This is a genomic window from Borreliella afzelii (assembly GCF_014202295.1).
Lineage (GTDB): Bacteria > Spirochaetota > Spirochaetia > Borreliales > Borreliaceae > Borreliella > Borreliella afzelii.
In genome coordinates, this window is sequence record NZ_JACHGM010000013.1 from 1 (window position 1) to 9,247 (window position 9,247).

Annotated in this window: 9 protein-coding genes; 2 read left to right on the forward strand and 7 right to left on the reverse strand. The window is 23.5% G+C overall.

All coding sequences use genetic code 11. From position 1 onward, the window contains the following. Positions 1-94 precede the first annotated feature (94 nt). Genes HNP63_RS06060 through HNP63_RS06070 form a run of 3 tightly spaced genes read right to left on the reverse strand, consistent with a single transcriptional unit; the run spans position 95 to position 2,493 of the window. Positions 95-841 carry a ParA family protein gene (locus tag HNP63_RS06060; protein ID WP_183227547.1) on the reverse strand — a complete coding sequence of 249 codons (747 nt, stop codon included), beginning with the start codon at positions 839-841 and terminating at the stop codon, positions 95-97. Then, positions 817-1,368, reverse strand: coding sequence for a DUF226 domain-containing protein (locus HNP63_RS06065; RefSeq protein ID WP_183227549.1), 552 nt, complete (start codon positions 1,366-1,368; stop codon positions 817-819). Before HNP63_RS06065 ends, HNP63_RS06060 begins: the two co-directional genes overlap by 25 nt. A 9-nt stretch (positions 1,369-1,377) precedes the next feature. Continuing rightward, complete coding sequence (locus tag HNP63_RS06070) at positions 1,378-2,493, reverse strand: plasmid maintenance protein (RefSeq protein ID WP_183227552.1); 1,116 nt, start codon at positions 2,491-2,493, stop codon at positions 1,378-1,380. A gap of 377 nt (positions 2,494-2,870) precedes the next feature. Between HNP63_RS06070 and HNP63_RS06075 the strand changes: the two genes are divergently transcribed. After that, on the forward strand, positions 2,871-4,208 hold the full coding sequence (locus HNP63_RS06075; RefSeq protein ID WP_183227554.1) for a DUF244 domain-containing protein: 1,338 nt from the start codon (positions 2,871-2,873) through the stop codon (positions 4,206-4,208). 90 nt (positions 4,209-4,298) lie between these two features. Here HNP63_RS06075 and HNP63_RS06080 read toward each other — a convergent pair whose 3' ends face one another. Continuing rightward, positions 4,299-5,084: a tyrosine-type recombinase/integrase gene (locus tag HNP63_RS06080; protein ID WP_011666342.1), complete on the reverse strand. Its 786-nt coding sequence runs from the start codon at positions 5,082-5,084 to the stop codon at positions 4,299-4,301. Positions 5,085-5,519: 435 nt separating this feature from the next. Next, positions 5,520-5,798 carry an NINE protein gene (locus HNP63_RS06085; protein ID WP_073999439.1) on the reverse strand — a complete coding sequence of 93 codons (279 nt, stop codon included), beginning with the start codon at positions 5,796-5,798 and terminating at the stop codon, positions 5,520-5,522. Positions 5,799-6,666: 868 nt separating this feature from the next. Between HNP63_RS06085 and HNP63_RS06090 the strand changes: the two genes are divergently transcribed. Then, the gene (locus HNP63_RS06090; protein ID WP_183227556.1) at positions 6,667-7,017 is read left to right on the forward strand and encodes a DUF4094 domain-containing protein; all 351 of its coding nucleotides are present in this window, start codon (positions 6,667-6,669) and stop codon (positions 7,015-7,017) included. 352 nt (positions 7,018-7,369) lie between these two features. On the opposite strand, the gene HNP63_RS06095 is transcribed toward HNP63_RS06090, so the two are convergent. Further along, positions 7,370-8,314 (reverse strand): ERF family protein, encoded by a 945-nt coding sequence (locus tag HNP63_RS06095; protein ID WP_183227559.1) that lies wholly within the window; start codon positions 8,312-8,314, stop codon positions 7,370-7,372. A 291-nt stretch (positions 8,315-8,605) separates the two neighbouring features. Then, positions 8,606-9,163 (reverse strand): chromosome replication/partitioning protein, encoded by a 558-nt coding sequence (locus HNP63_RS06100; RefSeq protein WP_183227561.1) that lies wholly within the window; start codon positions 9,161-9,163, stop codon positions 8,606-8,608. Positions 9,164-9,247: the final 84 nt, after the last annotated feature.

A 9,247-nucleotide genomic window follows, 5' to 3' on the forward strand; every position in this document is an offset into this window, starting at 1 on the left:
CCTAAACTCATAATTAAAACCCCCCTTGTATTTTTAATATAAAATCACTATTTTTTTTATATTTATTTACTATTAATTAGTGCGCCCGGGCGCACTAATTTCTTGTTTTTGCATTAAAATTATTTAATATATTAACATACTCCTTTATATAATCTCTATCTAAATCAAAATCATCATTTTTAGCAATTCTTCTATTTAAATCTTCTCTTTCAGATATAATCCCTAAAAACCTTGATTTTTTTTGTAATATTGCCAATAAATCTTTATGGGTTTTATTTTTTTTAAATTTTGTTGCAAATAAAAATATTTTCAAATTTAACTTTAATTTATTTATAAAAAATTCTAGTAGTTGCAAACTTTCAATAGCCCACTTTTCTGCAACCATTGGCACCATAATATGTTCACTAATAACTAAAGCATTGGATAATGTAGAGTCTAAATGGGGATTGGTATCAATTATTATATAATCATAATTAAATTTTAAATATTTAAGGCTATTTTTTAATCTATGTGTTTTATAAGGTAAAATCTCTTCACTAAACTCGTGTAAACTTAAATAGCTTGGCAATAAATCAAGCCTATTATTTATGTTGATGATTGAGTCATTTATTAAATAATTTGATTTTAAAACTCCATATATATTCTTCTTAAGTAAATCAAATTTATTCTCTATTATTTTTTTATTAAAATAACTAGTAGTAGATGCTTGGGTATCTATATCTATTAAAAGTACCTTATATTTTTGGGCTAGCAAGGTTGAAAATATTATTGAACTTGTACTTTTGCCAACACCGCCCTTGATATTGGCTATTGTTATTATTTTAGATTTTTTAAAATCCATTTTATAATTAGCCCTTCATCAGAATATTTTTTATTGTAAAATTCATATACATGTTTTTCTAAATTTAAAAATCTTTCAATAAGTGCTTTATTATACAGCGTATCTATCTTTTCTTTTTTTAATAGACGCCTTATATCCTTTATATAGCAAAAAACACTGCCGGTTTTAAATCTAAATTCTATGTAATATGTTTTTGAAAATGTATATGCTTTTTTAACTCCGGTTAATTCATACTTTACAAGAATATTTCTTATTGGTTTTCTATAACCATAAAAAATTCCTAAAAATTTATCTCCATTTTTTATAGGAAATAAACGAAACTCATTAAATTCTTTTGTATTTAGCAATTTCTTAAATGAGACTCTACATTGATTTTTTTTATTAATTTCCACTTTATGTACAGCCTTTAATATTTTTGTATGATACATTGTTTTATCATTTTTTTGTTCTTTCATTAGAAAAATACTTTGTTTATTAAATTTAAAATTTTGTTCTTCTGTTTTTGTAGTTTTTAATAAATTCTCCACATTTAATCCTTATATAGCTTTTTTAGCTAATTCTTTTAAATCAAATAAACTTTTTTGTTTTTTTATTAGTTCTAATAATTCATGATAATACGTATTAAATACTTTATTATATTCTAATTTCTTTTTGCTATTTAAATATTTTTTTATAATCGGCTTTAAAAGCTCAATGTTTGCCTTTTCTTTTAGTTGTTCAATAAGAATATTGAAAATATATGTTTTTATATTTTGATAATCTTTTTTTGGATTTTCTTTTTTCAATTCAATTAATTTTTCCAATTTACGTTTTATTACACTTAAATCGCTATATTTCTGATATTCAATAATAAAATGCGGCTTATTTTTATAATTTTCATATGTTTTTTGGAAATTTATTTCTAATTGTTTGGCATTATATCCTTTTTTTTCAAACTCTTTTTGGGTATTTTCTAATATTTCCTTTAATTTGTTTTGCTTATCTTTAAAGCAAGATTTATTTGAAAAAATCTTCTTATTTTTTGTTAGTTCAATTTCATATCTTTTTATGGCTTTAAATACTTTAATCAATTTATCTTTCTCAATATCTAAATATAATAAAATTGAAAGAGATTTTTTATCTAAAAAATTACATTTATTGAAATACTTTATTATTTGAAATTTTTTTATTGGATTATCTATCTTTTTTTTTTCTTCTTTTATATTATTATTGTTATTACTTAAACACTCCTCAAAATTTACACTCCCATTTTTAGCAAATTTCTCTCTAAGGCCCCTTTCAACTCTTTTCGCGAATCTTGAATCTTTTTTTTCTTGAAAGTATTTATTTATCTTTGTATGACACTCTTTTTTAGAAAAATTAAGTTGATAGTATATTTCAGTCCCAAAATTCACTCCTAAGTGTTTGTGATAATTAGTTGTAACTTTAAATTGTTTTTCTAATTCATAAAGATAATTTTGTAGTGTTTTTAGTTTAACGGGTTTTTGACCATTTCTTTTTAAGTTTTTATTAAAGTAATATAGTATATTTTTTTGGGTATATTTCTTATATTTTTTGTTTGCATATTCTATTGTTGAAACAAGAACAATTAATTTATGTTGGTGTTTGTTGTGGCAATTTGGGATTTTTTCATTGGTTGTAACTTCTTTCATTTTAAGCTTACTCCTATTTTGGTTACAAATAATTATAAATAATATAATGCATAATTTTGATTTAAAAGTAAATACTTTTCTAAAAAATATTAAGTTAAATTATTAATATCATTAATTAAATACACTTTTTATAGTTTAGTAAAAGAAAATTGATTTTAAGTTTAAGTTAAGTTACACTACAAATAGTGTAGTGTAACTGTTTTAGTTTACCTACCTATTTTGGAATTTGCAAAAAATAATGAGATAGGGTTTAGCGGAGTTCTTTTGTAGAGAATTTGGCTAAGCCCTAATTTTTTGTAAAAAGTTTTTTACAAAAAATTGGCAAATGAAGTTTTTGCTATATAATTATTTATAACCAAAATAGGAGGAAACTTAAAATGAAAAAAGTTACAAAAAATAATCAAAAAAATAACAATATAAACGGAAAGTCAAAAATAATACATGCTAATCAACCAAATTTCATTGGTTTTGAAAATTTTATAGAACTTGAAAATCAAGCTAGTCAAACTAAAGAAAAAAGCAAATTAAGCAAGATAGGCAAAAAATTACCAAGAATAAGTAGTCAAGAGTGTTTTAAATTCGACCAAAATCAAGATTTTGGTATTCAAAGAAACAAACTTGATAGATACGGCGCTAGTGAAGTAGGAAATATTCTTATTGGTGGTGTAGGGCTAAAAGATTTAATGGTAAATAGAGTGCTTAAATATTTTGGTATAAGTATGCCTTTTGAAGAGAATTTATATATGCTTAAGGGCAAAGAGTTAGAAAATTTGGGATTCAGAGAATTTATAAAGGCACACGGTGATAATATTGCGGTTTTGTACAAAAATAAATATGCTAATGGTGTTGATAAGTATAACTATTTTAAAAAAGTGGGAAATTCAAAAACTTTAGTGGGCTCAACAATTGACGGTTGGTTTATTAATAATAATGGTGATTTAGAGCTTTTAGAGATTAAGAGTAGTGATTCTAATTATATGAGTAGCGCTATTGATAAGTACAATAAAAATGGCAATTTCTTAAGTAGCAAGTATTTTTTCAAGTACTACGTGCAGGCACAAATGCAGCTAGCATGTACTGGACTTGAAAATTGTAATTTATTCTTTTTAATAGGTGCTGCACCTATTAATTGTAAGATAAAGAAAAATGATGCTTTAATATCAAAAGTGTTAGAATTTGTTAATAAATGTGAATTAGAAATTATCAATTTGAGAAATAAAATTATGAAAAACAATGCGGTCAATTTATTAATATCACATAATGATGATAATTATACTTTTATAAATTTTGTTGATGAGTTAGTAGAAAAGAGTGATTTTTATTGTTCCGGGGTTGAGTTTGACTGGATAAATGAATTTGTAGAATATGTTGATTATATAGACCTTAAGATTGAAACTGAACAGTCCGCTGTAAATCTTGAGTGTTCTCTTTTTGAAATTAAAAATCTAAAAGTAGAACTAAATAAAATTCAAAATGAAAACAGAAAAAAAGAAAAACCAATTAAAGAATTACTTAAAATTAAAATTGATGAAATCATACGTAAATATCCACTAATTAATAATGTAAATTATAAATTTAGAGAATTTATGTTCAATTATGACCCTAATAAAAGGGAAATATCAGATAGATTAAAGGGCCTATTACCAACAAGTGGAAAAGTATTCTTTTCTAATAACATAGCGTTTTCAAATAGTGCCCGTGTCCCCGTTGAATAGGGACACGGAAAAAATTGTTAAAAAAATAAGTTAATATAGATTATATGTCAAAAATAAAGGTATTCATCATTTAAAGCCTAAATAGGAGATTTATAAACCAATGCTATTTTTTACGCACTCATACGCTTGAATTTTACTTGCAGAAGATAGTCCATAGATATTATCAATTTCATATGTTGAAGAATATTTCATAAGTTCTTTAATTTGGAAAGAATTGTAACCGTTGGCTTTTAAATTAAAAATAAACAAATTTCTACACAAATGAAGAGATTTATTTGCTTTAAATCCTGATTTTTTAAGCAACTTTTTAAATTTTTTAGCAATATGGTCAATGCTAATTCGATTATCTTTAAATCTATGCTTGGTTTTTTGAAAAAAATAAGTGCGGTTTGTATTAAAATTTTTTTCTTTAAAATAATCTTCATGTACTTTTTGAATAGAATTAAATTCTTTTGAATTTATAACAAATTCTCTAACACAAGTATTAATTCTTTTTTTTACCACATTTACTTTTATGTTGTATAAAGTTTTTCCGGTTGTGCTTAAAAAGGATGAAATATCTTGCATTTTTACTTTTTGCAGTTCGGCGCCCCTACACCCACTTATTGTCAGTAAATGTACAAACCATCCAGATATTGGGTCAATTTGTTTTAAGATTTTGACACATTTTATAATTAATTGATTAGTTTTTGGATTTAAGTACAGTTTTGGGGGGGTTTTAGAATTTTCTTGTTTATTTTCAGTTGATTTTTTTATCTTGTTTTTTAAGGTTTTATTTTTATCTATTATTTGTAATATTTTTTGATAATCATCGTGAATCTTAAGTAACACTTTTGCAGTGTTTTTTTTAAAATCTAGATAATCATTAATTTCCATTAATTAACTCCACTTTTAAATCAAACAAAATTAAATATCAAAATAAAATAATATCAATTTATATTAATTTCACCTCAAATTTTATCAAGAATTACCAATATTAGTCAAACCAAAAAAGTTTTAATTATGTGCAAAATTCGAGCTAGAATAGCTTTAGTAAGTGAAAAAACAATTTTTAAGCGAACATAAATGTAGCTAAATAAACGTTATTCTAAATATAATAAAAACTTTAAAATAAAGGGGGGATATATTGAATTTATATATTTTTGACTCTATCCTTTATAGATACTGTAGGGTGTATCCCTAATTTTTGTGGATTTTACTACCAATTTTTTGTTAAAATCCACTTACTTTTGTTGTTTTATATATTTATTTTTTATAGATTTTAAATCCATAAAAAAACAATCTCCATATAAAAACTAATAAGACTGGTTATTAATTAGTTTTGTTAGTTTTTTGCAGTAATACGGCAAGTAAAAAAGAAAAAATAGATAATAATAAAAATGTAAAAGCGATTTTGATTTTATTGCCTAGGTACAAATTATGAAGTCCTACGTAGCCAAAAGATAAACACAATAAAAATGTTATTAATACCAAATAAGATTGTTTATTTTGTCTATTTTTAGCCCCACAAGCGACACAAATTTCGTCATAATTTTTAATTAATCTTTTACAAGAAAAGCACTGTATATCATCATTAAAATATTTGTTCAAAATAAATTCTCCAAACAAAAATATAACTTGTAAAGTTGTAACACTCATTATAAAAAGAATTTATTTAATTTACTATCCTAATTTAGTAATTAAAAAATTTTGTTTCCATTTAATGGTTTTTGTTAATTTTTTACTATCTTTACGGGGGTAAATTTGCAGTATTTTTTATTTAAATCAAATAAAAATTGATGTATGCAAAATTGACTTTTTTCTATACGTTAACATACGTTAACATTTAGTTAATAAAAATTACAATTCAAATTGTACCAAAAACTAATACATTTTTATTAACCAATAGGCCCCGCATTATTTGCAAAATTCGGGTTGTAGGATGGATATAATAAACTTAAATGGCAATTTTAAGGATATCGCTCGGTTTATAGTATATACTACGTCTAATATATATAAAATACTCGAAAATTTGCCTTATATGCCCTTTATAATCCGTTTCAAAGGGCATTATTTTTATAATGGAGAATTCTAAAAAATTTTATTAGTATTACATTTGCAGTTTGTTAAAATGTAATACCACAATGTAACAAACTTAGTTTTTTAAATCCTTGAAAAATTGTAATTTAATTGCCCTAAAAATAAATAAACTGTTTCTTGTAATTTCTTTCTTTTGTATTTTTTAAAATACATATTGTAATTATATATCTTTGTGTTACTTTTGAAAGCTTGGGGGGGATAAAGCAAAATGTTTATTATTTATGTTTTTATTGTGCTCATAACTTCTTATAAAATTTATAAAGAGATAAAAATAGACTACTAATGTCTTGTGATCATAGATACAAACGTAAAGGACTCATAATTTGCAATTTAGAAAATTAATGCTAGTTGTTCAAACAAAATTTTAGGAGTTTTTCTAATGCCAAATATTAAGAAACACAATTTTAATTTAAATGATGAAAAAAATCTTTCACAAAAAGATATTCATAATAATGTAGAAAATATAAAAAAAGATATATTCGTTATAAGAGAAAATACTGCAAAAGAGGTATCAATCCTAGATGGTAAAATTCATAACTTAGAGACTCAATTGGCTGCTTTAAAAAATGACACAAAAGACATTAAAAAAGAATTTTACAAAAAAAATGCGTTTATAAAAACAATGTTTCAAAAATATTATATAAAAAATATTTTTGTTTTGATAATAGTACCACCTTTTATAACTACTATTTTTGTTGGTATTGTCTTATATATAATTGCTAAAACTTAGCAATTATATATAAGACAATACCTAAGTAGTAATTTTCACTTTCTAGACACCGCTAAAATAAATAATTCTAGTATTTATTGCACTATATAAAATAATTTAGCAATAAATATTATTATTTATGTATATCCTTATAGGGATAAACGGGGGATTTTATAAAGAATTTATAGAATTAATTTAAAGCTCACGCTAGATACTGTAAATTACAAAACAGAAACTTTAGAAAATAATTTTAACAAAGAAATAGATAAAGTGAACTATTATTTCTATAATCTTTGATTTAGATATATAATAGCCCACTAATCAATTAATATTCCCCCTTATTGAGGGGGAATATTGGTATTAATTCAAATTATTACAATGAAAATATATAATCAAATTGTCTTTCTTCTTTTAACATACAAAAAAATTTTAATACGCTTGTTTCGTAAATGGACTTCTTATCAGACATAAATTTTTCAAACTTATCTAAATCGTCTAATTTATTAGTTTTATTGAAATATTCTTTTAGAATTCTTGCCCAATATTCTACGCTCGTGAACTTAGAATTCTTTTTCAGAATATTATCTAAAACATCATCATTATCAACACATAACGCCCTTATTAGGGCATTTATATTCTTTTTTTCTGTATCTTCATTTACCCAATTTTTCATAGTGAACAAGGCGTTTCTAAAAATTTCATAGCAATAAGATTTTCCAATTTTCAATTTTTTATCAAAGTTTTTTATTTGATTTTGGTTTTGATTTATGTCTTTTTTTTGTTCTTGATTAACAATAACTTGTTTGCTAGGCATATTAGAATTTTCATTTTTATAATTATTGTTAATAGGCGCTGCATCAGTATCCACTTCACTTTCTATGTTAAGATAAGCTACTAAAGCGTATCTTTTGAAATAAGTAATTGATGAACCTACTAATTGGGGCACTGTATTTACATTTTTAGCGCCATTTTCATTATACCATTTTAAATTTTCCGTAAGTATTGGCGTATCAAATGAGTCTTTATAACCAGTATTTGTACTATAAAATGTAGTTCTAACAACATGTAGAACTTGTTGACCCTCCACAACTGTAAAAGTCGGAAATTGCTTAAAATCAAGGTATAAATTGTGCTTATTAATAACGTTTTTTATTTCTCTAACTATTTCATTAAAATTCTGATATTTGTATCCATATCCTTTAAGATTTTTATCAATCCCCGCTAAGTTCATTCTTAGGGTTTTCATATCACTTATAAAGTGAATTTCTGCTTGTATATTATTTTGTATATTTTGATTATTTTTTGTAACTTTTTTCATTTTAAGTTTCCTCCTATTTTGGTTATAAATAATTATATAGCAAAAACTTTATTTGTCAACTTTTTTACAAAAAATTTTTTAAAAAAACTATAGGGCTTTACCAAATTCTATTTTCAAAGAACTTAGTAAAGCCCTAATTTAATAGCTGATCTAACGTTCAGTAGAAATAATGAAAATATTATCATTTTCCACAAAACCATTTTTAATATAGTTCAATTTTTAATTAGAATCAATAATAAATTTACTAAATCTAAAGTTATTGTATAATAACTAACTTGTGTTGATCTAAAATTATATTTTTAGTTCGTCATATTTCTTCATAAGTTTATTAATTAAATCTTTTTGATTTTCAAAAATTTCGTTCATCATAAAACTAGTAAATTTAGAATTGCTTTTGTAAAAATCATAAATTTCTTGAGTTTTAAGTTGCAGCCTTAATGGCTTTATTGGATTTTGCTTAGATTTTTTAATCTTTTCCGAATTACTATTTCTTAAAAAGATTATAGTCTCCTTAATACCATTTTCTAATAAAAAAGGCTCTTCTATAACACCATTTTCTATAGCTTGTGCTATTCTTAAATAACAATAAGTTTGAGTTTTAGCTAATTTATAATCTTTTATAAAAGCATCAAAAGTTTTATAACCATCAAATTTATAATATTCATTATCTTTAATTTCTTTCAAAATTTTCATATTTTCTATCTTAGAGTAAACCTCTTGTTGTAAATTAGATTTTAATTGTGTTTTTAACGTATTATAATGTTCTATTATTTCTTCTTTATTATTTAAATTTTTTTTTGTTTCTTCCTTTACTATTATTCTGTCGTTTATCTTTATTCCTAAACTCATAATTAAAACCCCCCTTGTATTTTTAATATAAAATCACTATTTTTTTTATATTTATTTACTATTAATTAGTGCGCCCGGGCGCAC

Coding starts and splice junctions, on each gene's coding strand:
- HNP63_RS06060 (WP_183227547.1), bottom strand. CDS start 841: ATGGATTTTAAAAAATCTAAAATAATAACAATAGCCAATATCAAGGGC.
- HNP63_RS06070 (WP_183227552.1), bottom strand. CDS start 2,493: ATGAAAGAAGTTACAACCAATGAAAAAATCCCAAATTGCCACAACAAA.
- HNP63_RS06075 (WP_183227554.1), top strand. CDS start 2,871: ATGAAAAAAGTTACAAAAAATAATCAAAAAAATAACAATATAAACGGA.
- HNP63_RS06080 (WP_011666342.1), bottom strand. CDS start 5,084: ATGGAAATTAATGATTATCTAGATTTTAAAAAAAACACTGCAAAAGTG.
- HNP63_RS06090 (WP_183227556.1), top strand. CDS start 6,667: ATGCCAAATATTAAGAAACACAATTTTAATTTAAATGATGAAAAAAAT.
- HNP63_RS06095 (WP_183227559.1), bottom strand. CDS start 8,314: ATGAAAAAAGTTACAAAAAATAATCAAAATATACAAAATAATATACAA.
- HNP63_RS06100 (WP_183227561.1), bottom strand. CDS start 9,163: ATGAGTTTAGGAATAAAGATAAACGACAGAATAATAGTAAAGGAAGAA.